The sequence below is a fragment of the Streptomyces sp. NPDC058092 genome (assembly GCF_042884935.1).
GTDB lineage: Bacteria > Actinomycetota > Actinomycetes > Streptomycetales > Streptomycetaceae > Streptomyces.
This window is the reverse complement of the sequence record NZ_JBHVSY010000003.1, coordinates 137,269-162,878: the sequence shown is the minus strand read 5'-3', so window position 1 is coordinate 162,878 and position 25,610 is coordinate 137,269. Positions and strand designations below refer to the sequence as shown.

24 protein-coding genes, 1 tRNA gene and 3 pseudogenes are annotated in these 25,610 nt (G+C 70.9%); 12 read left to right on the top strand and 16 right to left on the bottom strand.

The features are described 5' to 3' along the window. Positions 1 to 7 precede the first annotated feature (7 nt). From galT to ACFVV1_RS06840, 4 genes are all read left to right on the top strand, one after another. Complete coding sequence (gene galT, locus ACFVV1_RS06855; RefSeq protein ID WP_389985559.1) at positions 8 to 1,051, top strand: galactose-1-phosphate uridylyltransferase; 1,044 nt, start codon at positions 8 to 10, stop codon at positions 1,049 to 1,051. Further along, the gene (gene galE, locus ACFVV1_RS06850) at positions 1,048 to 2,028 is read left to right on the top strand and encodes a UDP-glucose 4-epimerase GalE (RefSeq protein ID WP_389985556.1); all 981 of its coding nucleotides are present in this window, start codon (positions 1,048 to 1,050) and stop codon (positions 2,026 to 2,028) included. The genes galT and galE overlap by 4 nt, the downstream gene beginning before the upstream one ends. Continuing rightward, positions 2,025 to 3,191, top strand: a complete 1,167-nt coding sequence (gene galK, locus ACFVV1_RS06845; RefSeq protein ID WP_389985553.1) for a galactokinase — start codon at positions 2,025 to 2,027, stop codon at positions 3,189 to 3,191. The genes galE and galK overlap by 4 nt, the downstream gene beginning before the upstream one ends. Positions 3,192 to 3,487: 296 nt before the next feature. Continuing rightward, positions 3,488 to 4,309 carry a LuxR C-terminal-related transcriptional regulator gene (locus ACFVV1_RS06840; protein WP_389985550.1) on the top strand — a complete coding sequence of 274 codons (822 nt, stop codon included), beginning with the start codon at positions 3,488 to 3,490 and terminating at the stop codon, positions 4,307 to 4,309. Here ACFVV1_RS06840 and ACFVV1_RS06835 read toward each other — a convergent pair. Next, a complete protein-coding gene (locus tag ACFVV1_RS06835; RefSeq protein WP_389985547.1) occupies positions 4,271 to 4,765 on the bottom strand; it encodes a MarR family winged helix-turn-helix transcriptional regulator in 495 nt (164 codons plus the stop codon). The genes ACFVV1_RS06840 and ACFVV1_RS06835 overlap by 39 nt on opposite strands. Before the next feature lie 88 nt (positions 4,766 to 4,853). On the opposite strand from ACFVV1_RS06835, the gene ACFVV1_RS06830 reads away from it, so the two are divergent. Next, a complete protein-coding gene (locus tag ACFVV1_RS06830; protein ID WP_389985544.1) occupies positions 4,854 to 5,651 on the top strand; it encodes a trans-aconitate 2-methyltransferase in 798 nt (265 codons plus the stop codon). Then, positions 5,651 to 6,013: a VOC family protein gene (locus ACFVV1_RS06825; RefSeq protein ID WP_389985541.1), complete on the top strand. Its 363-nt coding sequence runs from the start codon at positions 5,651 to 5,653 to the stop codon at positions 6,011 to 6,013. Before ACFVV1_RS06830 ends, ACFVV1_RS06825 begins: the two co-directional genes overlap by 1 nt. 13 nt (positions 6,014 to 6,026) lie before the next feature. Here ACFVV1_RS06825 and ACFVV1_RS06820 read toward each other — a convergent pair whose 3' ends face one another. The 5 genes and pseudogenes from ACFVV1_RS06820 to ACFVV1_RS06800 form a co-directional block, all read right to left on the bottom strand. Next, positions 6,027 to 6,287 carry a hypothetical protein gene (locus tag ACFVV1_RS06820; RefSeq protein WP_389985538.1) on the bottom strand — a complete coding sequence of 87 codons (261 nt, stop codon included), beginning with the start codon at positions 6,285 to 6,287 and terminating at the stop codon, positions 6,027 to 6,029. Continuing rightward, positions 6,284 to 6,592, bottom strand: a complete 309-nt coding sequence (locus tag ACFVV1_RS06815; RefSeq protein ID WP_389985535.1) for a DUF6247 family protein — start codon at positions 6,590 to 6,592, stop codon at positions 6,284 to 6,286. Before ACFVV1_RS06815 ends, ACFVV1_RS06820 begins: the two co-directional genes overlap by 4 nt. Positions 6,593 to 6,741: 149 nt before the next feature. Further along, positions 6,742 to 7,344, bottom strand: a complete 603-nt coding sequence (locus tag ACFVV1_RS06810; protein WP_389986357.1) for a Uma2 family endonuclease — start codon at positions 7,342 to 7,344, stop codon at positions 6,742 to 6,744. 217 nt (positions 7,345 to 7,561) lie between these two features. After that, a pseudogene (locus ACFVV1_RS06805) lies at positions 7,562 to 7,829 on the bottom strand (helix-turn-helix domain-containing protein); the annotation flags it as partial. A 135-nt stretch (positions 7,830 to 7,964) separates the two neighbouring features. Continuing rightward, positions 7,965 to 9,650 carry a CocE/NonD family hydrolase gene (locus ACFVV1_RS06800; protein WP_389985532.1) on the bottom strand — a complete coding sequence of 562 codons (1,686 nt, stop codon included), beginning with the start codon at positions 9,648 to 9,650 and terminating at the stop codon, positions 7,965 to 7,967. A 105-nt stretch (positions 9,651 to 9,755) separates the two neighbouring features. Between ACFVV1_RS06800 and ACFVV1_RS06795 the strand changes: the two genes are divergently transcribed. Together ACFVV1_RS06795 and ACFVV1_RS06790 are read left to right on the top strand one after the other, a co-directional pair. Further along, a complete protein-coding gene (locus ACFVV1_RS06795; RefSeq protein WP_389986354.1) occupies positions 9,756 to 10,472 on the top strand; it encodes a TetR/AcrR family transcriptional regulator in 717 nt (238 codons plus the stop codon). 51 nt (positions 10,473 to 10,523) lie between these two features. Then, positions 10,524 to 10,683, top strand: a pseudogene (locus ACFVV1_RS06790) (DUF2000 family protein); the annotation flags it as partial. Between the two features lie 26 nt (positions 10,684 to 10,709). Here the strand turns inward: ACFVV1_RS06790 and ACFVV1_RS06785 are convergent. Together ACFVV1_RS06785 and ACFVV1_RS06780 are read right to left on the bottom strand one after the other, a co-directional pair. After that, positions 10,710 to 11,396 (bottom strand): TetR family transcriptional regulator, encoded by a 687-nt coding sequence (locus tag ACFVV1_RS06785; protein ID WP_389985529.1) that lies wholly within the window; start codon positions 11,394 to 11,396, stop codon positions 10,710 to 10,712. Continuing rightward, a complete protein-coding gene (locus ACFVV1_RS06780) occupies positions 11,393 to 12,394 on the bottom strand; it encodes an acyl-CoA desaturase (protein WP_389985526.1) in 1,002 nt (333 codons plus the stop codon). Before ACFVV1_RS06780 ends, ACFVV1_RS06785 begins: the two co-directional genes overlap by 4 nt. A 336-nt stretch (positions 12,395 to 12,730) precedes the next feature. Here ACFVV1_RS06780 and ppc point away from each other — a divergent pair, with 336 nt between their 5' ends. Then, entirely contained in the window at positions 12,731 to 15,460 is a 2,730-nt protein-coding gene (ppc, locus tag ACFVV1_RS06775) for a phosphoenolpyruvate carboxylase (protein WP_389985523.1), read from the top strand. 27 nt (positions 15,461 to 15,487) lie between these two features. Here ppc and ACFVV1_RS06770 read toward each other — a convergent pair whose 3' ends face one another. From ACFVV1_RS06770 to ACFVV1_RS06745, 6 genes are all read right to left on the bottom strand, one after another. Further along, positions 15,488 to 15,958: a hypothetical protein gene (locus ACFVV1_RS06770; RefSeq protein WP_389985521.1), complete on the bottom strand. Its 471-nt coding sequence runs from the start codon at positions 15,956 to 15,958 to the stop codon at positions 15,488 to 15,490. 134 nt (positions 15,959 to 16,092) lie between these two features. Continuing rightward, positions 16,093 to 16,686 carry an aminoacyl-tRNA hydrolase gene (gene pth, locus ACFVV1_RS06765; RefSeq protein ID WP_266746650.1) on the bottom strand — a complete coding sequence of 198 codons (594 nt, stop codon included), beginning with the start codon at positions 16,684 to 16,686 and terminating at the stop codon, positions 16,093 to 16,095. Between the two features lie 206 nt (positions 16,687 to 16,892). Beyond that, positions 16,893 to 17,477: a 50S ribosomal protein L25/general stress protein Ctc gene (locus ACFVV1_RS06760; protein WP_389985518.1), complete on the bottom strand. Its 585-nt coding sequence runs from the start codon at positions 17,475 to 17,477 to the stop codon at positions 16,893 to 16,895. A 183-nt stretch (positions 17,478 to 17,660) separates the two neighbouring features. After that, positions 17,661 to 18,635 (bottom strand): ribose-phosphate diphosphokinase, encoded by a 975-nt coding sequence (locus ACFVV1_RS06755; RefSeq protein WP_389985515.1) that lies wholly within the window; start codon positions 18,633 to 18,635, stop codon positions 17,661 to 17,663. 120 nt (positions 18,636 to 18,755) lie between these two features. Next, positions 18,756 to 20,204: a bifunctional UDP-N-acetylglucosamine diphosphorylase/glucosamine-1-phosphate N-acetyltransferase GlmU gene (gene glmU / locus ACFVV1_RS06750; protein WP_389985512.1), complete on the bottom strand. Its 1,449-nt coding sequence runs from the start codon at positions 20,202 to 20,204 to the stop codon at positions 18,756 to 18,758. A gap of 109 nt (positions 20,205 to 20,313) precedes the next feature. Beyond that, positions 20,314 to 20,384 (bottom strand) — tRNA-Gln (locus tag ACFVV1_RS06745). Between the two features lie 161 nt (positions 20,385 to 20,545). Here ACFVV1_RS06745 and ACFVV1_RS06740 point away from each other — a divergent pair. After that, entirely contained in the window at positions 20,546 to 21,859 is a 1,314-nt protein-coding gene (locus ACFVV1_RS06740) for a sensor histidine kinase (RefSeq protein WP_389985509.1), read from the top strand. A gap of 82 nt (positions 21,860 to 21,941) precedes the next feature. Here the strand turns inward: ACFVV1_RS06740 and ACFVV1_RS06735 are convergent, their stop codons facing one another. Both ACFVV1_RS06735 and ACFVV1_RS06730 read right to left on the bottom strand, forming a co-directional pair. Then, positions 21,942 to 22,475, bottom strand: a complete 534-nt coding sequence (locus ACFVV1_RS06735) for an SUKH-3 domain-containing protein (protein WP_389985506.1) — start codon at positions 22,473 to 22,475, stop codon at positions 21,942 to 21,944. 10 nt (positions 22,476 to 22,485) lie between these two features. After that, positions 22,486 to 23,010 (bottom strand): YwqJ-related putative deaminase, encoded by a 525-nt coding sequence (locus ACFVV1_RS06730; protein ID WP_389985503.1) that lies wholly within the window; start codon positions 23,008 to 23,010, stop codon positions 22,486 to 22,488. A 302-nt stretch (positions 23,011 to 23,312) separates the two neighbouring features. Between ACFVV1_RS06730 and ACFVV1_RS06725 the strand changes: the two genes are divergently transcribed. Both ACFVV1_RS06725 and ACFVV1_RS06720 read left to right on the top strand, forming a co-directional pair. Continuing rightward, the gene (locus ACFVV1_RS06725) at positions 23,313 to 24,290 is read left to right on the top strand and encodes an SMI1/KNR4 family protein (RefSeq protein WP_389985500.1); all 978 of its coding nucleotides are present in this window, start codon (positions 23,313 to 23,315) and stop codon (positions 24,288 to 24,290) included. 5 nt (positions 24,291 to 24,295) lie between these two features. Next, positions 24,296 to 25,610: pseudogene (locus tag ACFVV1_RS06720) on the top strand (hypothetical protein); the annotation flags it as partial.

The following is a 25,610-nucleotide window of genomic DNA, read 5'->3' as shown; positions in this document are numbered from 1 at the left end:
GAACCTGGTGAAGAAGACGGTTACGACGCTTGCCGACGGCCGGGAGCTGCTCTACTACGACAGCCGCGACGATGTCGTGCGCGACGCCGCCGACCTGCGGCCCCTCGACGCCGTCTCGACCTCGTCCGAGATCCGCCGTGACCCTCTCCTCGGCGACAGCGTCGCCATCGCCTCGCACCGCCAGGGCCGCATCTACCACCCGCCGGCCGACGAGTGCCCGCTCTGCCCCTCGCGGGACGGCCGGCTGAGCGAGATTCCCGAGGCGGACTACGACGTCGCCGTCTTCGAGAACCGTTTCCCCTCGCTCGCCGGCGACTCCGGCCGCTGCGAGGTCGTCTGCTTCACCTCCGACCACGACGCGTCGTTCGCCGACCTCACCGAGGACCAGGCCGCCCTGGTCCTCGCGGCATGGACCGACCGCACCGCCGAACTCGCCGGGCTTCCGCAGGTCGAGCAGGTGTTCTGCTTCGAGAACCGGGGCGCCGAGATCGGCGTCACGCTCGGCCATCCGCACGGGCAGATCTACGGATACCCCTTCGTCACCCCGCGCACCGAGCTGATGCTCCGCTCGATCCGGGCCCACCGCGCCGAGACCGGCCGCAACCTCTTCGACGACGTCGTGGCCCGCGAGGAGAAGGACGGCTCGCGGATCGTCATCGCCGCCGAGCACTGGGTCGCCTTCGTGCCGTACGCGGCGCACTGGCCGTACGAGGTCCATCTCCATCCCCGCCGCCGCGTCCCCGATCTGAGGGAACTCGACGAGGCCGCGCGCACGGAGTTCCCACAGGTCTATCTGGAACTCTTGAGGCGATTCGACCGGATCTTCGGCCCCGGCGAGCCGCCGACCCCGTACATCTCGGCCTGGCACCAGGCCCCGTTCGGGGTTCCGGGGCGGGAGGAGTTCGGGCTCCATCTGGAGCTTTTCACCATACGACGCACATCCGGCAAGCTGAAGTTCCTCGCGGGTTCCGAATCCGGCATGAACGTGTTCATCAACGATGTGCCGCCGGAGGCCGCGGCCCAGCGACTGCGAGAGGTAGCGAGCGAGTGAGCAAGCCCCAGAAGAAGTGCCTGGTCACAGGTGGCGCGGGATATGTCGGCAGCGTGGTCGCCCAGCACCTGCTGGAGGCCGGTCACACCGTCACCGTCCTGGATGACCTCTCGACCGGGTTCCGGGAGGGCGTCCCGGCCGGGGCCGAGTTCATCGAGGGCCGCGTCCAGGACGCGGCGAAGTGGCTGGACGCCTCCTACGACGGGGTGCTGCACTTCGCCGCGTACTCCCAGGTCGGCGAGTCCGTCGCGGACCCTGAGAAGTACTGGGTGAACAACGTCGGCGGTTCCGTCGCACTGCTCGCCGCGATGCGGGACGCCGGCGTACGGACCCTGGTCTTCTCCTCCACCGCCGCGACCTACGGCGAACCCGTCACCACCCCCATCACCGAGTCCGACGCGACCGCGCCCACCAACCCCTACGGCGCCACCAAGCTCGCCGTCGACCACATGATCACCGGCGAGGCCGCCGCCCACGGACTGGCCGCGGTCTCGCTGCGCTACTTCAACGTGGCCGGGGCGTACGGCAGTTACGGGGAACGGCACAGCCCCGAATCACACCTCGTCCCGCTGGTCCTCCAGGTCGCCCTCGGGCAGCGCGAGTCGATCTCCGTGTACGGCGACGACTACCCGACCCCCGACGGCACCTGCGTCCGCGACTACATCCACGTCGCCGACCTCGCCGAGGCCCACCTCCTCGCCCTGGACGCGGCCACCGCGGGCGAGCACCTGATCTGCAACCTCGGCAACGGCAACGGCTTCTCGGTACGCGAGGTGATCGAGACCGTCCGCGCCGTCACCGGCCACCCGGTCCCCGAGACCACGGCCCCGCGCCGCGCCGGTGACCCCGCCGTGCTCGTCGCCTCCGCCGCCACCGCCAGGGAGCGGCTCGGCTGGACGCCGTCACGCGCCGACCTGACCGGAATCGTCTCCGACGCCTGGACGTTCGCCCGCCGAGAGGAGCCCACCACTCCATGACCGACAACGCTGAGCTGCGCACCGCCTTCACCGAGCTGTACGGCACCGCCCCCGAAGGAGTCTGGGCGGCGCCCGGCCGGGTCAACCTGATCGGCGAATACACCGACTTCAACGACGGCTTCGTGATGCCGCTCGCGCTGCCGCACACCGCGCGCGCCGCCGTGGCCCGCCGCACCGACGGCGAACTGCGGCTCCACTCGGCCGACGTGCCGGGCGGCGTCGTCCGGCTCCGGCTCGACGAACTGGCCCCCCACCAGGGGCACGGCTGGGCGGCGTACCCGGCCGGAGTGCTCTGGGCGCTGCGCGAGGCCGGTCACCCGGTCACCGGGGCGGACATCCAGCTGACCTCCACCGTCCCCACCGGCGCGGGCCTGTCCTCCTCCGCGGCCATCGAAGTCGTCACCGCGCTGGCGCTGAACGACCTCTTCGAACTGGAGCTCTCCGCCTCGGAGCTGGCAGTCATCGGCCAACGCGCCGAGAACGCGTTCGTCGGCGTGCCGTGCGGGGTCATGGACCAGATGGCCTCCGCCTGCTGCACCGAGGGACACGCCCTGTACCTCGACACCCGCGACCTCACCCGGCGTCAGGTCCCCTTCGACCTGGCCGCCCACGGACTGCGGCTGCTGGTCGTCGACACCCAGGTCGAGCACGCGCTCGGTGACGGCGCGTACGCCGAGCGGCGGGCCGGCTGCGAGGCGGGGGCGGCGGCACTCGGCATACGTACGCTGCGCGAGCTGCCGTACGACGGACTCGGCGCGGCCCTGGACACCCTGGCCGACGCCGGCGTCGACGAGTCCGTGGTGCGCTACGTACGCCATGTGGTCAGCGACAACGAGCGGGTGAAGCAGGTCATCGCGCTGCTCGACGCGGGCGATGTGCGGGGAGCGGGCCCGGTCCTCGACGCGGGGCACGCCTCGCTCCGCGACGATCTGCGCGTCTCCTGCCCGGAGTTGGACCTCGTGGTGTCCGCGGCGGGCGAGGCCGGGGCGCTCGGCGCGCGGATGACCGGCGGCGGCTTCGGCGGCTCGGCGATCGTCCTGGTGGAGGAGGCGCAGGCGGATACGGTCGCCAAGTCCGTGCTGGCGGCGTTCGCTTCGGCGGGGTACGCGGCGCCGCGCATCTTCCCGGCGGTTCCTTCGGCGGGTGCCCGACGCCTCGGCTGAGGCCGTTCACTTCCGCCTCACGACGGATCACGTATCACACCCAACGGAGCGGAGCCTGCCACTTCTGCGAATCGCCTTCCCCATCGGCCGCACGGCCGTACGCTGATGCACAGCACCGGTGGGGGCCGGTGCTGATTCAGGGGTACGAAACAGTCGGGTACGGCGCCCGGGGCGGGTGGCAGTCGACACACGGCGGCGGTCGTGGGACTGCGGTCCATCTCCCCGATCCGGGCGGCCGTACCCGCCGCCGTTCCGTCCCTTCGTCGGGCCGGGGGTGGCCCAGCAACAGAGGCGGCATGGGGGTGCCTGTGGTTCGTATCCGGGTTCTCGTGGTGGACGACCACCGCATCTTCGCAGAGTCGCTCGCGGCGGCGCTCGCGGCCGAGCCGGACGTCGAAGTGGCGGCGGCGGGCAGCGGCCCCGCCGCGCTGCGGTGTCTGGAACGGGCCGCCGCCGAGGGGCGCGGCTACGACGTGATGCTGATCGATGCCGAACTGGGCGTCCTGGCCGGGGCGCGGAACCTGGCCGGGGCGCGGGGCCACCGGGCAGCCGTCCCGGCGCCCCGCAGCGGGGAGGCCGCCCCGGTGGACGGCATCTCGCTGGTCGCCGGGGTCCGTTCGGGCCGGCCCTCCGTGCGCACGGTGGTGCTCGCCGAGAAGGACGACCCGCTCCGGGCCGCGCTGGCGCTGCAGGCCGGGGCCTCGGGCTGGGTGGCCAAGGACTGCTCGCTGCAACGGCTGCTCACGGTCATCCGGGGGGTGCTGCGCGACGAGACGCATCTGCCCCCCGCCCTGCTCACGGGCGTGCTGCGGGAGCTGACGGCGGCACGCAAACACCGCACCGAGAGCGAACAGCTCGTCGAGTCGCTGACCCCGCGCGAGCGCGAGGTGCTGCGCTGCATGGTCGCGGGCCTGGGGCGCAAGGCGGTGGCGGAGCGGCTCTACCTCTCCCCGCACACGGTGCGTACGCACATGCAGAACGTGCTGGGAAAGCTGGGCGTGCACTCGACGCTGGCCGCGGTCGCACTGGCCCGACGGGCGGGTGTCGGACCGGTGGATCTGGAACCGGCCGGGCAGACCCTAGGGGATGTTGTCGAACGGGGCAGTCAACCGGCGTAGCAGCCCGGCCAGTTCATCCCGCTGCTGCGTGGAGAGCTCGCCCAGGATGGCGCGCTCCTGGGCGAGCAGGCCGGCCAGCGACTGGTCGGCCTTGTCGCGCCCCTCGGCGGTGAGCCGGACCAGCACGCCGCGGCGGTCGCTGGGGTCGGGGAGCCGCTCGACGAGGTTCTTCTTGGTCAGCCGGTCGATGCGGTTGGTCATCGTGCCCGAGGTGACCAGGGTCTGGGTGAGCAACTGGCCGGGGGAGAGCTGGTAGGGGGCGCCGGCGCGGCGCAGGGACGTCAGTACGTCGAACTCCCAAGGCTCCAGGCTGTGCTCGGAGAAGGCGATCCGGCGGGCCCGGTCCAGATGTCGGGCCAGGCGGGAGACGCGGCTGAGCACCTCGAGTGGTTCCACGTCGAGGTCGGGGCGCTCGCGGCGCCATGCAGCGACCAGTCGGTCGACCTCGTCCTCCATGTGGATCAGTGTAGAGGGTCTGTCGACATGAAGTCTCTTGAATTCAAGTGTCTTGACATCAAGATAGTTCTGGCGTGATCCTGATCCCATGACCGCACCCACCTGGGATCCGCAGCAGTACCTGCGCCACGCGGACCATCGCACCCGCCCCTTCCACGACCTCCTGTCCCGCATCGCGGAGCCTCCGGCCGCCCCCGCTCCCCGGATCGCCGACCTCGGCTGCGGCGCGGGCAACGTGACGACGCTGCTGGCCGACCGCTGGCCGAAGGCGCACATCACCGGCTACGACAACTCCCCGCAGATGCTGGAACAGGCACGTACCCACGCCGGCCCCCTCCTGGACTTCGCCGAGGCCGACGCAGCGACCTGGACCCCCGCGGAGCCGTACGACCTGATCGTCTCCAACGCCCTGCTCCAGTGGGTCCCGGACCACACCGCCCGCTTCCCGGTCTGGCTGGACGCCATCACCCCCGGCGGGACGTTCGCCTTCCAGGTCCCCGGCAACTTCCACCAGCCCAGCCACGTCCTGATGCGCGAACTCGCCGGGTCCCCGCGCTGGCGCGACCGCCTGGCCGGCGAACTGCGCCACGCCGACGCGGTGCTCAACCCCGCCGCCTACCTCGACGCGCTGACGGCCCCCGGCATCACGGCGGACGTCTGGGAGACCACGTACCTGCATCTGCTGCCCGGCGAGGACCCGGTGCTCGACTGGGTCAAGGGCACCGGCCTGCGCCCCGTCCTGACGGCCCTGGCCGACGACCCCGGGGCCCGCGACGCGTTCCTCGCCGAATACCGCGACCTGCTGCGCACCGCCTACCCCCGGGGCCCGCACGGCACGGTCTTCCCGTTCCGCCGCATCTTCGCCGCGGCCCGTAAGGAGAAGTGATGATCGCCGCCCTCGACCACGTCCAACTGGCCGCCCCGGAAGGTTCGGAGCACGCCCTGCGCACCTACTACATCGACACCCTCGGCATGACGGAACTGCCCAAGCCCCCGGCACTCGCCTCCCGCGGCGGCTGCTGGTTCGAGGCGGGCCCGGTCCAGCTCCACGTGGGCATCGACCCCGACTTCCATCCGGCGAGGAAGGCCCACCCCGGCCTGCGCGTCACGGACATCGAGGCGTACGCGGCCCGGCTGGCGGAACGCGGCGCGGAGGTGACCTGGGACGGCGACCTGCCGGGGCACCGGCGCTTCTTCAGCCACGACCCGGTGGGGAACCGGCTGGAGTTCCTGGAGCGGGTTGCCTGACGAGCAGCAGGGCTCATCCGTACCAAGTGACGTTGCAGACATAGACGCACTCATGGCGCGGCACGGCGAGAAAGCTGATGAATCCGCGTCCGCCCATGATGTCGAACTCTCGGAGACCTCCCTCCCTGTCGAGCGGCCTGCCGATCTTCACCGCATCGTGCCCGAGCGCGGCGAGCTCAGTGGCGAGTCGCTCGACTTCCGCCACGACGCCGGGCGGTAGTTCACCAGTGATGTACTCCGCGCTGGGGTTGTAGTCCCACGTCCAGCCGGTCACCGCAGTCCGGCCTCTGCTTCCGCTGTCTCATGGATACGCCGTATCTCGGTGATCGCTTCGGTCGGATCTTCCTCGCCCGCGTCCACGACCCGCTCCAGCGCATGCAGCCGGGCGGCGTGCTCGGGATGCCTCTCGATTGCCACGAACACGGCCCAGGAGTGGATGAACGCGCTCAGTGGAGCGAGGCTCTGCGTCTGCTGCGCGTTCGTCGTGGCCTCGAAAAGATGCTGAGTGAGCGCGGGAATGCGGCTCGGGGCGATCCGTGCAACCGCAGCCCGCAAGGCGTCGGGCGTGAGCTCAGGCATGGGGATCAGCGGTCCGTACGGTCTGTCGGACTGGGCGCTCACGGTGACCTCCGGTGCGGGTGATTCGGTCTTCGTACGGTATCGGCAGCGGCGCCAGTGGGATGTTCGCCCGGTGCGGCCGACCGGGCAGAGCCCGTCCGTGTCCGGCGTCAGAGCTGATTGAGCGCGTCCCGCGTGATGTCGATGTCGATCGGGAACGGGACGCCCGTCTTGAGGCGGTCGTGATGGATTCCCGTCAGGGCGTACGTCTTGGACACCGGGTCCAGTTCGTAGACCCGCACCACCGGGTGCTGGTCGGTGCCGGCCATCTCGACCAGCCAGAAATTCGGGATACCGGCCCCGGCGTACTTCTGCGGCTTGGCGTCGCGGTCACGGGCCTCGGAGTCGGGGGAGACGACCTCGACGGCGAGGAGGACGTCGGCGGCTTGGAAACGGGTCAGGTCAGGGCCGGTGACGGCTTCGGCACGGACAACGGAGATATCGGGCTCGGGGCCGTTGCGGCGGTCGAGGACCACCGTCATCTCGCGGCGGATCTTCGTCGCGGGCGGCGCGCAGCTGCGCAGCCCGGCCATGAGCAGATCAATCATCGTGCTGTGGAAATCCCGCTGTGGACTCACAAAAACCAGGCTCCCGTCGAGCAGCTCCGTGTGCGGCGGGAGATCGGGCAAGGTGAACAGATCGTCCACCGTGTATCCGTCCTGGGGCGGCACCGGCCAGCGGCTGCTGTGCCCGGTGATCGGCTCGGCGGTCATGATTCCTCCCATGGACGGGATTCTGGGCCTGCTCCCTCACGGTAGCGGTCGGAATCGAGCGCGTCATCACAACGAGTGACGCAGGGCCCGTGTCGACCTCCGGCCGGGCGAGGAGATTTCCGCACGCGAGCCGCTGCCCCCATCGGGCGGCCGGCGCGTCGACGGTCAGCAGCCCGTGCCCGTCCTCCTCGGCGGGGACCGGGTCGGACCTGGCCGGTCACGGCACTGGTACCGCAGCCGCGGAGCCCTCGCGGGCAAACCGCCCGGGGGGGGCCTACGAGCCGTTTGAAATGCCGGTTCAGGTGCGACTGGTCGTAGAAGCCGGCCGCGGCCGCTACCTCTCCGGGCGGCTGCCCATCGAGCAGCAGCCGTCGGGCGCGGTCGACCCGGTGGGCCATCAGGTACTGGTGCGGGGCGATGCCGAAGGCGCCGCTGAACGCCCGTACCAGGTGCGTCGGGTGGGCGTGCAGCAGCTTCGCGGCCTCAACTACGTGGGCTGCTACAGGTTCCGCGCTTCTCTCCCCGCCTGCGGAGGCCTGCGGCCCTTGCGGGACGGCGCGGCCGAGTGGGCCGGGCCTGGCGGCCCGGCCCACTCGGCCGTTTCCCGCAGGGCCGGAGAATCACGTGAGCCCGGAGCTGCGGGGAAGCATCAATGCCGAGTCCGTGTGGAGTGCGATGCGCACCGGTGTGAAGGTGGTGGCGTCCACCGGCGGCTCCCCGGTGCCGGGATTCCGGGCGTAGCGGGGATGGGCGCCTCCGCTGATCTGCCAGCGGATGCGGTGACCGACGGCGAAGCGATGGGCGGTGGAGCTCATCGGCACGGTGACCTGCGACGGCACATGTTCAGTCGCCCGAAGCCGGCCCAGTCCGTCACAGATGTTGACGGAGCGGCCTTGTGGGTCCACGTCGCACAGGCGGGTGAAGACGTCGGCGTGGCCGGTGTCCGTGGAGATGCTCAGCAGAGCCGAGACCGGGCCCAGAATGTCCAGGGGCTCGGTCAGTGGGGGGCTGGTGAATGTCAGGACGTCGTCTCGGGCTTCCAGGGTGCCGTTGTCGCGGGGGCCGGCGGTGCGGGAGAGCAGCGGGCCGCCGAGGGACGGGGTGGGGTCGGCCGGGTCGTAGCGGAATGAGGTCAGGGGTGCGGAGTCCGTGGGGGCCTGCTGGGTGAGATGCCCGCCGGAGATGGGGTACCACGAGGTGGCAGCCGCGGCCGGCGGCCACTCGTCGAGGTCCCGCCAGGCGTTTTCGCCGCCGATGTGCATGCGCACCGCGGTCGGGCGCAGGCCGGAGGGGTCGGCGCACAGGTGGGCGCGCAGCCACGCGAGGCTCTCGGCGAACACCTCGGGCCATCCCTGTTGCAGGGCGGAGGTGTGGGTCCAGGGGCCGACGAGCAGAGCGGTCTCGCATCCGGCCCGACGCAGCCGGTCATGCTGCTCGAAGGTCTGGTCCGCCAGCGCGTCATGCCATCCCGTGATCAGACTCGTGGGCACGCTGAGCCGCTCCGCCGGTTCCGCCAGCGACGCGCCGTGCCAGTACGCGTCCTTGGGGTCCGGGTGCGTCATGACGTCGTCCAACCAGGGCACCTCGCCCCCGAGGGCGGACACGTACGCCCCGCGCAAGGGCTGCGCGGTGGTGACGTCACGCAGGCGGCGCTGAAGGCGCAGCGTCGCCTTCAGGAACGGTCCCATGCCCCGGTGCTGGTAGGCCATGCCCATACCGACGGCGAGGGCGTTCTCCAGGCGTAGCGCACCGTCCGCGTGGAACAGGGCGTAGGGATCGTGCAGGCCCACCTGCACCACCATTGCCTTCAGTTCCGGCGGCGGGTCCAGGGCAAGGGCCCATTGCACGTAGCCCAGGTAACTGGGGCCGACGGTCCCCAGTGTTCCGTTGAACCAGGGCTGCTCGCGCAGCCACGACACCGTGGCCTGCCCGTCCGCGGCCTCGTTACGCCACAGGTCGAACGCACCGCCCGAACCGCCGGTGCCGCGACAGCTCTGCAGGACCACGTGAAAGCCCTGTTCGGCGAAGAGCAGGCCGTACAGGGGAGACCATGGCACGCCGCGGCCATAAGGGGAGCGGACCAGGAGGGTCGGGAAGTCGCCCTCCGCACGCGGGAAGTAGTGATCAGTGATCAACGGGCTGCTGTCGGCGGCCGGCACCACCAGCCCCGGTTCCCATCCGGCCTCATGCCGTTTCGCCGGCAGGCCCCGCCAGGTCGCTCTCATCATCCGTGAGGACAGCGGCGGTTTTCCGGCAGGTGGCACCCAGGCCGGTCCGGCCACGGCGTCGGGCGTGCGTGGTGGCATCGGTCCCCTCCTCTATTTCTATTACGTACGGTGTACGAGAATAGAGGATGCTTGGATGACCTTCGCAAGAGCCGCCTCAACAACCAGGAGAAGGAGCGCGAGACCGTGTCCCGTGACGGGGGGTCCGGCGCCGCAGGCGTCGACCCCGAACAGCTCTGGCTGCGTCCCACCGAGCCCCGCAGGGGCCGCAGGCCCTCCTTCAGCCGGGAGGAGATCATCGTGGCAGCCGTCACCCTGGCGGACGCCGAAGGGCTCGAAGCGGTCACCATGCGGCGGGTGGCCGCCCAGGTCGGAGCCGGTGCCATGTCGCTCTACAGCTACGCCCCTGACAAGGAGACACTGCTGGAGCTGATGGTCGACCACGTCAGCGGCGAACTGACGGCCACGGACCCGCCCAGCGGCGACTGGCGTGCCGATCTGAAGACCATCGCCCACCTGCAGCGCGCACACATGCTGCGCCACCCCTGGCTGCCCGCCGCCTTGTCCACCCGTCGCGTTCCGGGCCCCAACACGCTGGCCTTCGTGGAACGCGCGCTCGCCGTCCTGCGGCCCACCGGACTGGACGGTGCGGCGAAGCTGGAGGCCTTCGCCCAGCTCACCGCATTCGTGGCCGGACACGCCGCCCACGAGATCGCGCAGGCCGCAGCCTCACAATCCCCGAACCGGGCCGCAGCCGAGGCCCGCTACCTCGCCGCTGTCGCTGCCGACGGCTGCCACCCGGAACTCGCCGAAGCCCTTTCCGCCCCCGGACGCACCCTCACCCCCGAAGCCACTTTCACCCGGTTCCTCAACCGCCTGATCGACGGCCTCGACGCCGACTGATCCCACGCACCTGTTACTGCGTCCCGCCCGCGGCGCTCCGTGGAACAAACCGTCGTCACGTCCGGCCTCTTCGCCACCGGCAATGACCGGGACAACCGCGCGGCGGTGACGGGCTGTGGCGAAGGGCCAACCGGACCTGGTGGGTCCTGCCGTGTACGGGCTGCGCAACGCGGTCGGCCAGGTGCTCGAGGGCGCCCGGATGCACCCCTGACCGCCGGCGGCTCGGGCGCCGGCCCCTCAGCTCTTGCGGTGCCCTACCAGCCGCGGTTTCGACTCCAGGTTCTCCAGGCCGTGCCAGGCCAGGTTCACCAGGTGGGCCGCGACCTCCGCCTTCTTCGGCTTGCGGGCGTTGACCCACCACTGGCCGGTCAGGGCGACCATGCCGACCAGGGCCTGGGCATACAGCGGGGCCAGCTTCGGGTCGAAGCCGCGGGCCTTGAACTCCAGACCGAGGATGTCCTCCACCTGGGTGGCGATGTCACTGATGAGGGAGGCGAACGTGCCGGTCGACTGGGCGACGGGGGAGTCGCGGACCAGGATGCGGAAGCCGTCCGTGTACGTCTCGATGTAGTCGAGCAGGGCGAACGCGGCCTGTTCCAGGAGTTCGCGGGGGTGGCCCGCGGTCAGGGCGCCGGTGACCATGTCGAGGAGCTGGCGCATCTCGCGGTCCACCACGACGGCGTACAGGCCCTCCTTGCCGCCGAAGTGCTCGTAGACGACCGGCTTGGAAACACCGGCCCGGGATGCGATCTCCTCGACCGACGTGCCCTCGAAGCCCTTGTCGGCGAAGAGCGTACGGCCGATGTCCAGCAACTGCTCGCGACGTTCCTTACCGGTCATCCGCACCCGGCGGGTGCGCCGGGCGGAAGAAGGACGGTTGTTCTCGCTGCTGGTGCTGGAGTCGGTCGCCACGTCGTCAATCATGCCGCTTCGGTATGCGTACGGTCGCGCCGGGAGTCGATACGGCGGGACTCGATCCGGGCGGAGTCGGGCCAGCGCACGTCGGACGCCCAGCCCAGTTTCTCGAACCAGCGGATCAGCCGGGCACTCGAATCGATCTGCCCCTTCATCACACCGTGCCGCGCACTCGTCGGATCCGCGTGGTGCAGGTTGTGCCAGGACTCGCCGCACGACAGCACCGCCAGCCACCACACGTTCCCCGACCGGTCACGGGACCTGAACGGACGCTTGCCGACCGCATGACAGATGGAATTGATCGACCACGTGACATGGTGCAGCAGCGCCACCCGGACGAGAGAACCCCAGAAGAAGGCCGTCGCCGCCCCCCACCACGACATCGTCACCAGACCGCCGACCAGCGGCGGAAGCAGCAGTGACACGGTCGTGAAGGTGAGGAAGTGGCGCGAGATCCCCCGGAGCGCCGGATCCTTGATCAGATCGGGGGCGTACTTCTGCTGCGACGTCCGCTCCTCATCGAACATCCAGCCGATATGCGCCCACCACAGCCCCTTCAACAGGGCCGGGAGGCTCTCGCCGAACCGCCACGGCGAGTGCGGATCGCCCTCCGCGTCCGAGAAGCGGTGGTGCTTGCGGTGATCCGCCACCCAACGCACCAGCGGGCCCTCCACGGCCAGTGAACCCGCGACGGCCAGAGCGATACGGAGCGGGCGCTTCGCCTTGAAGGAACCGTGGGTGAAATAGCGGTGGAAACCGATCGTGATCCCGTGGCAGCCGATGAAGTACATCGCCACGAGCAGACCCACATCGAGCCAGCTCACGCCCCGGCCCCAGGCCAGCGGCACCGCCGCGACCAGCGCCACGAACGGCACCACGATGAACAGGAGAAGAGCGAACTGCTCGACCGACCGTTTACTGTCGCCGCCGAGCGTGGCGGAAAGAAGGGCCTGGTCATCGGCCGCCGACGGCTGGGCCTCGTCGACCTCAGCGGGGCTGGTGTTCATGGGGGATCCCCTGGGGATGAGGAGTACGACGGACTGCTCCGGCTACGCATCCGTAACCTACGCTTACGTAAGTATGGCAGCGCGACGGCCCACCGCACGAGAGCGCGACGGGCCTTCCGCGAAGGGAAACCCGATCGGGGCGGAGCGGCGCCCACAGTGTGGACACCTATCCTGGTGGGGTCGGACAGCGCGGTCCGCACTCTGCTTTCCCGGGGTGGCGTCAGCACCGCTGCCGGCCGCGGCCCCGGAGATCCCGCCCGCCCGTCTCCCACCGCCACCCTTGTTGGGATTCGCTACGCGACGCACCTCCTCATTCACTGCAAGGAGCCGCACACTGTGAGCAGTGCCGACCAGACCCCCGCCGCCAGCCCCGAGCTGCGCGCCGACATCCGCCGCCTCGGCGACCTGCTGGGCGAGACCCTCGTACGTCAGGAAGGCCAGGAACTCCTCGACCTCGTCGAGCGCGTCCGCGCCCTGACCCGCACCGACGGTGAGGCCGCCGCCGAACTCCTCGGCGACACGGACCTGGAGACCGCCGCGCAACTCGTGCGCGCCTTCTCCACCTACTTCCACCTCGCCAACGTCACCGAACAGGTCCACCGCGCCCACGAGATGCGCGACCGCCGCGCCGCCGAGGGCGGGCTCCTCGCCCGCACCGCCGACCGGCTGAAGGACGCGGACCCGGTCCACCTGCGCGAGACCGTCAAGAACCTCAACGTACGGCCCGTCTTCACCGCGCACCCCACCGAGGCCGCCCGGCGCTCCGTACTCAACAAGCTCCGCCGCATCGCCGAACTGCTGGAAACACCGGTCATCGACGCCGACCGGCGCCGCCAGGACCTGCGCCTCGCCGAGAACATCGACCTCATCTGGCAGACCGATGAACTCCGCGTCGTCCGTCCCGAGCCCGCCGACGAGGCCCGCAACGCCATCTACTACCTCGACGAACTGCACGCCAATGCCGTCGGGGACGTACTCGAAGACCTCGCGGCCGAACTGGAGCGCGTCGGCGTCGAACTGCCCGCCGGCACCCGCCCCCTCACCTTCGGCACGTGGATCGGCGGCGACCGCGACGGCAACCCCAACGTGACGCCCGCCGTCACCCGCGAAGTACTGATCCTCCAGCACGAGCACGGCATCACCGACGCCCTGGAACTCGTCGACCACCTGCGCGCCCAGCTCTCCAACTCCATCCGCTACACCGGCGCCACCGACGAACTGCTGACCTCGCTCCAGGCCGACCTGGAACGCCTCCCCGAGATCAGCCCCCGCTACAAGCGGCTGAACGCCGAGGAACCGTACCGCCTCAAGGCCACCTGCATTCGGCAGAAGCTCGTCAACACCCGCGATCGTCTCGCCGGCGGCACCCCGCACCGCCCCGGCTGCGACTACCTCGGCACCGCCGAGCTCATCGCCGACCTGGAGCTCATCCAGACCTCCCTGCGCGAGCACCGCGGCGGCCTGTTCGCCGACGGCCGGATGGACCGCACCATCCGCACACTCGCCGCGTTCGGCCTGCAGCTCGCCACCATGGACGTACGCGAACACGCCGACGCCCACCACCACGCCCTCGGCCAGCTCTTCGACCGGCTCGGCGAGGAGTCCTGGCGCTACGCCGACATGCCGCGCGACTACCGGCAGAAGCTGCTCGCCAAGGAACTGCGCTCGCGCCGCCCGCTCGCCCCGACCCCGGCCCCGCTGGACGCCGCGGGCGAGAAGACCCTCGGCGTCTTCCACACCATCAAGGAAGCCTTCGAGCGATTCGGCCCCGAGGTCATCGAGTCCTACATCATCTCGATGTGCCAGGGCGCCGACGACGTCTTCGCGGCCGCCGTCCTGGCCCGCGAGGCCGGACTGCTCGATCTGCACGGCGGCTGGGCCAAGATCGGCATCGTGCCGCTCCTGGAGACCACCGACGAGCTGCGCGCCGCCGACGTCATCCTCGACGAGATGCTCGCCGACCCGTCGTACCGCCGTCTCGTCTCCCTGCGCGGCGACGTGCAGGAGGTCATGCTCGGCTACTCCGACTCCTCCAAGTTCGGCGGCATCACCACCTCGCAGTGGGAGATCCACCGGGCACAGCGCCGGCTGCGCGACGTCGCGCACCGCTACGGCGTCCGGCTGCGGCTCTTCCACGGCCGCGGCGGCACCGTCGGCCGCGGCGGCGGCCCCTCGCACGACGCGATCCTCGCCCAGCCGTGGGGCACCCTGGAGGGCGAGATCAAGGTGACCGAGCAGGGCGAGGTCATCTCCGACAAGTACCTCATCCCGGCGCTCGCCCGGGAGAACCTGGAGCTGACCGTCGCGGCCACCCTCCAGGCCTCCGCGCTGCACACCGCCCCCCGCCAGTCCGACGAGGCCCTGGCCCGCTGGGACGCCGCGATGGACACCGTCTCCGACGCCGCGCACGCCGCGTACCGCAGGCTGGTCGAGGACCCCGACCTGCCCGCGTACTTCTTCGCCTCCACCCCCGTCGACCAGCTCGCCGAACTGCACCTCGGTTCGCGTCCGTCGCGGCGTCCGGACTCCGGCGCGGGCCTGGACGGGCTGCGGGCCATCCCGTGGGTCTTCGGCTGGACCCAGTCACGGCAGATCGTGCCCGGCTGGTACGGCGTCGGCTCCGGCCTCAAGGCACTGCGCGAGGCCGGTCTGGACACCGTCCTCGCCGAGATGCACGAACAGTGGCACTTCTTCCGGAACTTCATCTCGAACGTGGAGATGACGCTCGCCAAGACCGATCTGCGGATCGCCCGCCACTACGTCGACACGCTCGTCCCCGACGAGCTGAAGCACGTGTTCGCCGACATCGAGGCCGAGCACGCGCGCACCGTCGAGGAAGTCCTCAAGGTCACCGGCGAATCCGAACTGCTCGGCACCAGTCCGGTGCTCCAGCAGACCTTCGCCATCCGCGACGCCTACCTGGACCCGATCTCCTACCTCCAGGTCACCCTGCTCGCCCGCCAGCGCGAGGCGGCCCAGCGCGGCGAGGCGGCCGACCCGCTGCTCGCCCGGGCCCTGCTGCTCACCGTCAACGGTGTCGCCGCGGGTCTGCGCAACACCGGCTGAGCCGCCGGGACGCGGGTGCGGTCCCGCTCACAGGGCGATGAACGTCGCCACCAGCAGGACCGCACCCGCGATCCCCGTACCCCAGGCGACCCGGGACAGCCGCAGACCGCCGCCGATCACCAGAGCCGCCAGCACCAACGCGCCACCCAGCGGCACCCACGCATGCAGGAAACCCGGAATCCCCGTGCGTACGACATCGTCCGTACCCGGCTTCACGACCACCGGGAAGCGGTCGCCCCGTCGCGCCGCCACAGACTTCTCGATCGTCACCCGGGCGCGTGCGGCAGCCTGCCCGGACGGCGCGAACGGACCGGTACAGACATCGGCGCCACAGCCCGTGACGGTCATCGTGCCGTGCTCACGGCCCTTCGGCAGAACGATGTGGTGCGCCGAACTCCACGAGGAGAACACACCCGCGACGAGCAGCAGCAGGACGACACAGCCCATGGCGGCGTTGCGGGCATGGACCAGGGCGCGGTGGGAGGAGCTCCGCTTCATGGGGAGCGATCCTTGGGCAGAGCAACGCGCCCGGTCAACTCATGGCTGAAAATCGCCTGGGTACCGGCGGGAATGTCAGAGTTGTGCGCGCGGACCGGGCCCAGGAGTTGTAAGCGCTCTGTGCGCGGGCCGGGCTAGGAGTTGTACGCGCTCTGCGCGCGCTCCAGCCCCTCCGCCAGCAGACACTCCACCGAGTCTGCGGCCCGGTCCACCAGGTACCCGAGCTCCTTGCGCTCGACGGACGAGAAGTCCTTCAGCACGAAGTCGGCGACCTGCATCCGCCCCGGCGGCCGGCCGATCCCGAACCGGATCCGGTGGTAATCGGCGCCCATGGACTTGGTCATCGACTTGAGCCCGTTGTGTCCGTTGTCGCCGCCGCCCAGCTTCAGCCGGAGCGTCCCGTAGTCGATGTCCAGTTCGTCGTGGATCGCCACGATGTGGTCGGTCGGCACCTTGTAGAAGTCGCGCAGCGCGGTGACGGGGCCGCCGGAGAGGTTCATGTACGACATCGGCTTGGCCAGGATCACCCGGCGGTTCTCCGGTCCGGGCGGGCCCATCCGGCCCTCGACGACCTGCGCCTGGGCCTTCTGCGCCCGCTTGAACTTCCCGCCGATCCGCTCCGCGAGGAGATCGACGACCATGAAACCGACATTGTGCCGGTTCGCCGCGTACTCGGGACCGGGATTGCCGAGGCCCACGATGAGCCAGGGTTCGGTGGCGTCGGACATCTGCGCTCGGTCTCCTCGCGTACGGATGGTTCCGGATGGCCCGGTTACAGGGAAACGGCCCGGTTACAGGGAAACGGCCCGGTTACAGGGAAACGGGACGGAAACGGGACGGCGGGTCCTCGAACAAGGAACCGCCGCCCCGTCAGTGAAGCAGTGCAGCAGTGCAGCAGTGCAGCAGTGCAGCAGTGCTGCCGGGAGGGCGAGGCTCAGGCCTCGGCGCCCGCTTCGGCGGCCTCGGCGGTCGGCTCCTCGGCCTGCGCGGAGACGACCTGGAGCACGACGGCGTCCTCGTCACCGGCCAGCACGGAGCCCTTGGGCAGCGGGACGTCCTTGGCGAGGATCGAGTCGCCGGCGTCCAGGCCCGCGATGGAGACCGTGACGGACTCGGGGATGTGGGTGGCCTCGGCCTCGACGAGCAGGGTGTTCTGCACGTACTCGAGGAGGTTGCCGCCCGGGGCGAGCTCGCCCTCGACGTGCACGGCGATCTCGACGTTGACCTTCTCGCCGCGCTTCACGGTCAGCAGGTCGACGTGCTCGATGTCGCCCTTGAGCGGGTTGCGCTGCACGGCCTTCGGGATGACCAGCGCGTCCTTGCCGTCGAGCTCCAAGCCGATCAGGACGTTGGCGGTGCGGAGCGCGAGGAGCAGCTCGTGGGCCGGCAGGGTGACGTGGACCGGCTCGGCGCCGTGGCCGTAGACGACCGCGGGGACCTGGTTGTCACGACGGGCGCGGCGGGCGGCGCCCTTGCCGAACTCGGTACGGGGCTGGGCGGCGAGCTTGATCTCGGCCATGACTGCACTCCTCGTGGGGTGACGAAAACTGGATGGTCACCCGGCCCACGACAGGCCTGCTACGAAGAGCGCGTCGATAACGGACCGCCGTACACATGAGTACGGCCTCCCTCGCCGAGCAACTCGCTGAGTCTACCCGGCGGGGAGGCCGCACCCCAAAGTGGATCTTCTGTGCCGTGCTGCTTACTGCTCTTCGAAGAGGCTGGTGACCGAGCCGTCCTCGAAGACCTCGCGCACCGCGCGCGCGATCATCGGAGCGATCGAGAGCACCGTGATCTTGTCCAGCTCCAGCTCACCCGGCGTCGGCAGGGTGTTCGTGAGGACGAACTCGCTGACCTTGGAATTCTTCAGGCGGTCCGCGGCCGGACCCGACAGCACGCCGTGGGTCGCCGTCACGATGACGTCCTCGGCACCGTGCGCGAACAGGGCGTCGGCCGCGGCGCAGATCGTGCCACCCGTGTCGATCATGTCGTCGACCAGGACACAGACCCGGCCCTTCACATTGCCGACGACCTCGTGGACCGTCACCTGGTTGGCGACGTCCTTGTCACGACGCTTGTGGACGATCGCGAGGGGGGCGTCCAGGCGGTCGCACCAGCGGTCGGCGACGCGCACCCGGCCGGCGTCCGGGGAGACGATCGTCAGCTTCGAACGGTCGACCTTGGCACCGACGTAGTCGGCCAGTATCGGCAGCGCGAAGAGGTGGTCGACCGGGCCGTCGAAGAAGCCCTGGATCTGGTCGGTGTGCAGGTCGACGGTGAGGATGCGGTCGGCACCCGCCGTCTTCATCAGGTCGGCGACCAGGCGGGCCGAGATCGGCTCGCGACCGCGGTGCTTCTTGTCCTGGCGCGCGTAACCGTAGAACGGCACGATCACCGTGATGGAGCGGGCCGAGGCGCGCTTCAGCGCGTCCAGCATGATCAGCTGCTCCATGATCCACTTGTTGATCGGAGCGGTGTGGCTCTGGATCAGGAAGCAATCGGCGCCGCGAGCGGACTCCTGGAAACGCACGTAGATCTCACCGTTGGCGAAATCGAAGGCCTTCGTCGGCACGAGGCCGACACCCAATTGGTGCGCAACCTCCTCGGCCAGCTCGGGGTGGGCGCGGCCGGAGAAGAGCATCAGTTTCTTCTCGCCGGTCGTCTTGATCCCGGTCACAGCACAGTCTCCTCAGACGTGTTCCTGGCGCTGCACGCATCTGTCCCGATGTGCAACGAGCCAGCCGAAATGGGGTGAGCATCTATCACGGTACGCCGTGCTCGGCGCACCTGTTTCCGGTCAGCTTTCGCTGTCGTGCTCCGGAGCGGCGGCCTGAGCCGCCTGCGCGGCGGCACTTCCCGGACGCTTACGGGCCACCCAGCCCTCGATATTCCTTTGCTGACCGCGCGCGACGGCCAGCGAACCGGGCGGCACGTCTTTGGTGATGACCGAGCCGGCGGCGGTGTAGACGCCGTCCCCGACCGTGACGGGAGCCACAAACATATTGTCCGAGCCGGTACGGCAGTGGGAGCCGATCGTGGTGTGGTGCTTGGCCACGCCGTCGTAGTTCACGAAGACGCTCGCCGCACCGATGTTGGTGTGATCGCCGATCGTCGCGTCACCGACGTAACTCAGGTGCGGGACCTTCGTGCCCTCGCCGATCGTCGCGTTCTTCATCTCCACATACGTACCGGCCTTGGCCTTGCGCCCGAGCCTCGTACCCGGCCGCAGGTACGCGTACGGGCCGACCGTCGCGCCCGCACCGACCTCGGCCCCGTCCGCGACCGTGTTGTCCACCCGCGCGCCCGCGCCCACGACGGTGTCCCTGAGGCGGGAGTTGGGCCCGACCTCGGCGTCCTCGGCGAGATGCGTGGCGCCGAGCAGCTGGGTGCCCGGGTGCACGATCGCGTCACGCTCGTAGGTGACGGTGGCGTCGATCAGCGTGGACGCCGGGTCGACGACGGTCACCCCGGCCAGCATGGCCCGCTCCAGCAGCCGCTGGTTCAGCAGACGCCGGGCCTCGGCCAGCTGGACCCGGTTGTTGATGCCGAGGATCTCGCGGTGGTCGCCCGCGACCGAGGCGCCGACCCGGTGCCCGGCCCTGCGCAGGATGGACAGCACATCGGTGAGGTACTCCTCGCCCTGGCTGTTGTCCGTACGGACCTTGCCGAGGGCGTCGGCGAGCAGCCGGCCGTCGAACGCGAAGACCCCGGAGTTGATCTCCCGGATCGCGCGCTGGGCCTCGGTGGCGTCCTTGTGCTCGACGATCTCGACGACCGCGCCGTCGGCCGGGTCACGGACGATCCGCCCGTAGCCGGTGGAGTCCGGGACCTCGGCGGTCAGCACGGTGACGGCGTTGGCGTCGGCCGTGTGGGTGGCGGCGAGCGCGCCGAGCGTCTCGCCGGACAGCAGCGGGGTGTCGCCGCAGACGACGATCACGGTGCCCTCGACGGTCCCGCCGAGCTCGTCGAGACCGACGCGCACGGCGTTGCCGGTGCCCCGCTGCTCGGCCTGGTAGGCAGTCCGCAGCCGGTCGTCGACCGCGGTGAGATGCGCGCCGACCTGCTCGCTCTCGTGGCCGACGACCACGACGAGATGCTCCGGGTCGAGTTCGCGGGAGGCGGCGACGACATGTCCGACGAGCGAGCGCCCGGAGATCTCGTGCAGAACCTTGGGAGTCTTCGACTTCATACGGGTGCCCTCACCCGCTGCGAGGACGACGACGGCTGCCGGGCGGATGACGCTCACGGAAATGCCCTTCGGCTTCGGGTGGTGGACATCCGAAGGATACCGGGGCGCCTGGGGGCCGACACGGGCGCGGGCCCCGACCGCACTGGTCGGGGCCCGCTCGCAGAAGCTCCCCTGCCAGGATTCGAACCCGGACAAATGGCACCAAAAGCCACTGTGCTGCCGTTACACCACAGGGGACAGCAAAGCCGATCGACTGGACATACCGTCAGGCCGTCGACCGGGCAGACAACACTATGCCGTACCACCGGCCCCGGACGCGACGGGTCACGGTGTCCCGATCCGCGCCTGCTGTCCAGGTCGCCCGAAAACGAGGTGCGTCCGCCCTTAGTCTGGACGGCATGACCACAACGGGGGCATACCGGGAAGCCGCGGGTACGACCACCCGCGGCTATTGGTGGTGGGAACGGCGGCGCGGCGTCGCCCTGGACGTGGGGCTCGCGGTCCTGTCGGCGCTGGAATGCGCTCTGGAGGGGGTGGAATTCGCCGGGAACACCGGGCTGCCGGTGCCGGTCGGTGTGGTGTTCGGGCTGCTCGCGGGTGCTGTGCTCGTGGTGCGGCGGCGCTGGCCGATCGCCGTGGTGCTGGTGTCGATCGCGACGACGCCCGCCGAGATGGGTTTCCTGATGGGGCTGGTCGGCCTCTACACGCTGGCCGCTTCCGATGTGCCGCGGAGAATCACCGCGGTGCTGATGGGGATGTCCTTCACGGGGACGTTCATCGTCACGTACGTACGGCTGCGGCAGAGCGTCGACGCGCAGACCGATTTCGGGCGCGACGACTGGTACGTACCGCTGCTCTCGCTGTTCATGTCGCTCGGGCTCACCGCGCCGCCCGTGCTGTTCGGCCTGTACATAGGGGCCCGGCGCCGGTTGATGGAGAGCCTGCGGGAGCGGGCGGATTCGCTGGAGCGGGAGCTTTCGCTGCTCGCCGACCGGGCCGAGGAGCGGGCCGAGTGGGCGCGTACGGAGGAGCGCACCCGGATCGCCCGGGAGATGCATGACGTGGTCGCTCACCGGGTCAGCCTGATGGTCGTGCACGCTGCCGCGCTGCAGGCCGTCGCGCCGAAGGATCCGGCGAAGGCGGTACGGAATGCCGCGCTGGTCGGTGACATGGGGCGGCAGGCGCTGACGGAGCTCCGCGAGATGCTCGGGGTGCTGCGGAGCGGGGAGCCCGTGGCGGCGCGGTCCGCGCAGGTACCGCTCGCGTCGGTCGGCCGGGCGGCTGCGGCCGTGGCGGCTGCCGCGGCGGAGGACGGGCCTCGGCTGCATGAGGTGGAGACCCTGGTCGGAGAGTCCAGGGCGGCCGGTATGACGGTGGAGCTCTCGGTGGACGGTGAGGCCCGCCCGTACGCCCCCGCGGTCGAGCAGACCGCGTACCGGGTGGTGCAGGAGGCCCTGACGAACGTGCACAAGCATGCGGCCGGCGCGAAGACGTGGGTGCGGCTCGCGCACCGGGGCTCGGAGGTCGCGATGCAGGTGGAGAACGGCCCGTCGGACGCCGCCACGGCGGACGCCGGGCTGCCGAGCGGGGGCAACGGGCTCGTCGGTATGCGGGAGCGGGTGCTGGGGCTCGGCGGCGTCTTCGTTTCCGGGCCGACGGATGCGGGGGGCTTTCGGGTGTCGGCGGTCCTGCCGGACCGGGGGGCGGCCTGACGGCACCGGGCGGGCAGGACCGGCCGCCCGGCCCGTCCGACGGGGACGAAGCGGCCACCGGGCGGCCCCGGTGCTCGGTCGCTCAGCCGGGGATCAGGCGTTCCGGCTGGATGCCGCCGATCAGGGTGGCGAGTGCCTGGTCGATGTCCGGGCCGAGGTACCAGTCCCCGGTGTGGTCGATGCTGTAGACGCGTCCCTCGGTGTCGATCGCGAGGACGGCCCGCCCGTCCCCTTCCTCGCCGAGAGGGCTGACCTCGGTCTCCAGCGCCCGGCCGAGGTCGCCGAGCGTGCGGGCGAGATGCAGGCCGCTCATCGGGTCGATGTGTACGGGGGACGGTGCGATGTGCCGGCCGGGCGCGGACGCCGTGATGCGGAGCCCGCCGAATTCCGCCCACGCCTCGACGGCGGCCGGGAAGACCGCGTGCTGATGACCGGCGGGTGACGCGTGTGAGCGCAGCGCGTCGGCCCACTCCTCGGCCCGGCGGATGTCCCAGCGGCCGGGCTGCCAGCCTGCGGCGCGCAGGGAGGCGTCGACGGCGACGGGGAAGCGGGTCGTGGCGTGGGGGTCCCGGCCTGTGGGGCCTGCCTGTTCGGGTAGGTCGGTTCGGTCGTGCATCGGCGCCCGGTCAGCCCTTCTCGGCGGCGGTCGCCGCCCCGGTGGTCGTGAGGTCGACGGGACGTACGCCGAAGTGGGCGAGCATCTCCGTGCAGGAGCGGCACGGCGGTGCGTAACTGCCGTGCATCGGGTCGCCGTCCTCGCGGATGCGCCGTGCGGTGAGCCGTGAGTGCTTCAGGGCGCGGCGGGCTTCGCCGTTGGTCAGTGGTTTGCGCTGGGCCCGCTTGGAGCGGCCGGCTTCCGCGGCGGTGAGTTGCCGGGACAGCAGTATCGCTTCGGGGCAGCGGCCGGTGAAGCGTTCGCGCTGGCTGCTGGTGAGGGTGTCGAGGAAGTCCTGGACGAGGTGGTGCAGTACGGGGGGCTGATCGCCCTTGCCCGCGGTGCAGGTGAGCGTCTCGCCGCGTACGGACAGCGCCGCGGCCACGGCGGGCAGGATGCCGTCGCGGCGGTGGTGCAGGCGGGGTGTGGGGCTGGTTCCGGTGTTGCTCCAGCCGAGGCGTGGGTCCCCGGTCGTGACTGTTCGTGCGGTGTGCATTGGTGCTTTCCCTCCCGTGCCGGCAGCGGTAGCTGCGCGATGTGCACGCCCCCGAGTTGCGGTGACAGCCTGCCAAATGTCCCGGCTGGTCGGGAAGCTGGGGCGGGGAAACGTGCCTCCGTGTCGCCGGAGGTGGCAGGAGCGTTGCTTGTCCGTCACGCCGTTGTGACGGTTCGTGACGGAAGGGAAAGGGGGCGGCGCACGGGCGAGACCCGCTCTTGCGCCACCGCATAGGCTGTGCGCGGACCGCCCCCTTGGGCAGGTCGGTCCTCACCAGCCAGACGCAGCAGGGGGCAACCGCCATGACGACAGGTCGGCTCGGGCAGCAAGCCGCGCCACCGAACGCGGCCTATGCCGGGCAGCTCGTGCATTTCCCGGACCCGGTCCGGGCGTCCCGCCATCCCAGAGGCGTGCGGATGGACGAGCACGGCAGCCCGGACTTCGCGCCGTACGCGCGCGCCGCCGCCGAGATCGCCGAGCCTCCGCCGGGTTTCGGCGTCGATGAGCTGCGGCTCACCGACTACGTCTCGGCCAACGCGGCGCTGGCGGCGAGTGGCCATGAGCTGTGGGACACGATTCCCGCGGTCGCGACCCCGCATGGCTGGACCTGGCATCACGTCCCCGGCGGTCGGCGCATGGAGCTGATCCCGGTCGAGGTCAAGGCGTTGCTCAGGCACCACGGCGGCCTCGCTGCCACGGCGGTCGACCAGAACAAGCGCGGCACGCGCCCCTTGCAGGAGACTCGGCCCGCGCATTTCCGGCTGCCCAAGGGCGCTGTGGCGGTGAGCGAGCAGCAGATCCTGGGCGTGGAGGAGGACCTCGGTTACCGGTTGCCCGGTGCGTACCGGTCCTTCCTGAAGGCGGCGGGTGGTTCGGCTCCGGTCGGGGCGGCGCTCGACGCGGAACTCGGTCTCCTGGTCGACCAGCCGTTCTTCACGGTGCGCGAGGAGGCCGCCGTGAACGACCTGGTGTATGTGAACAAGTGCTTGCGGGACCACCTCACCAAGGACTACCTGGGCGTCGGCTTCGTCCAGGGGGGCCTTCTCGCGGTGAAGGTGAAGGGCCATGGGGTCGGCTCGGTCTGGTTCTGTGCGTACGACGACGCCCGGGACCGGGACGGCTGGAGCGTGCAGGAGCGGGTGGAACGGCTGCTGCTGCCGTGCGGCGGCGATTTCGATTCTTTCCTGCAGCGTCTGGCGGGTAATCCGCCGGAGCTGGAGACCGTGGCGAACCTGATGGTGGACGGCGGCTTCGCGCGGGCCGTCCCGGTGGAGGGGTGAGCGCGATGGTGACCTTTGCGCAGGCGCAGGAGCGCGCGGACGACTGGATCAACGGCGATGTGCCCGCGTACCAGCACCGTGAGGTGCGGGTGCGGGAGTTCGAGCTGGGCTTCGTGGTGTGGGGCGAGGACCGTGCCGAGGGTCCGGTCCCGGACGGGGGCCGGCAGCGGCTGGTGATCGCCCGGGACAGCGGTGAGGCCACGCTGTGGCCGGGGCTGCCGGTGGGTGAGGTGATCCGGCGGTACGAGGAGGAGTACGGGGCGCACGACGCGGCTCCGGCTGCTCCGGAGCCGCCGCAGCGCATCGACCTGAATCAGACGTCGTTCCTGCTGAGCCCCCCGGAGTGGCTCCAGGAAGCGGCTGACAAGCTGGGCATTCCGGATCAGCGAGCGGGGCGGGACGGGGGCGCGGCTCCCTCGGCCCCGTCGGCTTCTTCGGCTCCCTCGGACACTCCGCCTCCTGCCGCTCCTCCTGCCGATGCGCAGGGTTCGCGGGGTGGGCCGGTCGCGTACGAGCCGACCGCCAACGACGGCGTTCCGGCGTCCTCCGTTGCTGCGTCCCCGCCGAGCGTGCCCGCTGGGTCCACCCCCTGGGCCGGGACCGACACCAACGCGGGTTCCGACGACGGTGCGGTGCCGCTGCCGGCCACGGTGTTCGCGCCGCCGCTCTCGGGTGCCGACGACGAGGGGACCCCGCCGCCGGTCGTGCCGGCCGACGCGCCGACCGCCCTGATGTCGGGGGGCAGTCGGTTGCCTCCGACGGCGATCGCCCCCGGCTTGGAGCCGCGGGGAAGCGGTGCGCCTGCGCCGGGTGTGCCGGGTGCTTCCGGTCCGGTTCCCGGTCCCGGCCCCGGTGCCGGTGACATCGCGGACGCGGCCACCAGTAAGGCCGTCGTGCCGCCGCGCGGGGCGCGTGGGGGCGGTCCGACGACTCCGCCGCCGCCGGGTGCCCCCGGTACGCCGGGTGCGCGGCCGGGTGCGCCTGTGCCGCCGCCCTCGGGCCCGGGTGCGCCCGGCGCTCCGGCGGGCGGGTACCTGCCGACGCAGCTCTCCCAGCAGGGCCCGCCCGGCCCGCCCGGTCCTCCGGCGCCCCCCGCCCCGCCTGGTTCGATGCCTCCGCCGCCCGGTGGTGGGGTGCATCATGCTGCGACGATGCTGGCGGATCCGAGCATGGGTGGCCCGGGTGCGCCCCAGCCGCCCGCGCCTCCTGGTCCTCCGGGTCCTCCTGGTTCGATGCCTCCGCCGCCCGGTGGTGGGGTGCATCATGCTGCGACGATGCTGGCGGATCCGAGCATGGGTGGCCCGGGTGCGCCCCAGCCGC